Annotated in this window: 1 protein-coding gene; it reads right to left on the minus strand. The window is 68.6% G+C overall.

Features of this window, described 5'->3' with window-relative positions; translation table 11 throughout:
• Positions 1–556, minus strand: a 556-nt coding sequence (locus AX735_RS20070) for an acyl-CoA dehydrogenase family protein (RefSeq protein ID WP_202189629.1), incomplete at its 3' end; no start/stop codon positions are given.
• Between the last annotated feature and the right edge of the window lie 78 nt (positions 557–634).

Raw genomic sequence — 634 nt, forward strand, 5'->3', positions numbered from 1 at the left:
GGCGGAGGCCCGCCGAACCGCTGCCCGGCTCGCCCTCGATCCGCGCGAGCACGATGATCGTTTCGGCCGCCGCCGCACCATGGGCGAGCGACTTGTGGCCGGTGAGCGTCCAGCCGTCGCCGCTCTTGCTGGCGGTGGCTTCGCAATACCAGATGTCGTGCCGCGCGCGGGGCTCGTGCAGCGCCACGCCGACCGGCGCGCCGCCCGAGACGATGCCCTCGATCAGGTCGCTGCGGCTCTGCGATTCCGGGCTGGCGGCGATCAGGCCCCCGGCGAGGATGGTGCTCGCGAGTACGGGTTCGACCACCAGGCCTTCGCCCAGCACCTCGAACAGGCTGACGCAATCGCCCAGGCCCGACTGGCCCTCGGCCTGCAGACCGCCATCGGCTTCGGAAAAGGGCAGCATCAGCCAGCCGGCCTCGGCCATCTCGGACCAGAGCGCGGCGTTGAGCGGGCTCTCGCCCATCTGGCCGAGCTTGTCGTCGGCATAATGTTTCTGGGTGAAGCGGCGGGCGCTGTCGATCAGCAGCTGCTGGTCATCATTGGGTGCGAACATGGAGAATGCGTCCTTGCACTATGTCCGTTTGTCCCGAGCCCTTCGACTGGCTGGCAAGCCAGCCGCTCAGGGTAAACT

The sequence above is a fragment of the Blastomonas sp. CCH1-A6 genome (genome assembly GCF_001556365.1).
Taxonomy (GTDB): Bacteria; Pseudomonadota; Alphaproteobacteria; order Sphingomonadales; family Sphingomonadaceae; genus Blastomonas; species Blastomonas ursincola.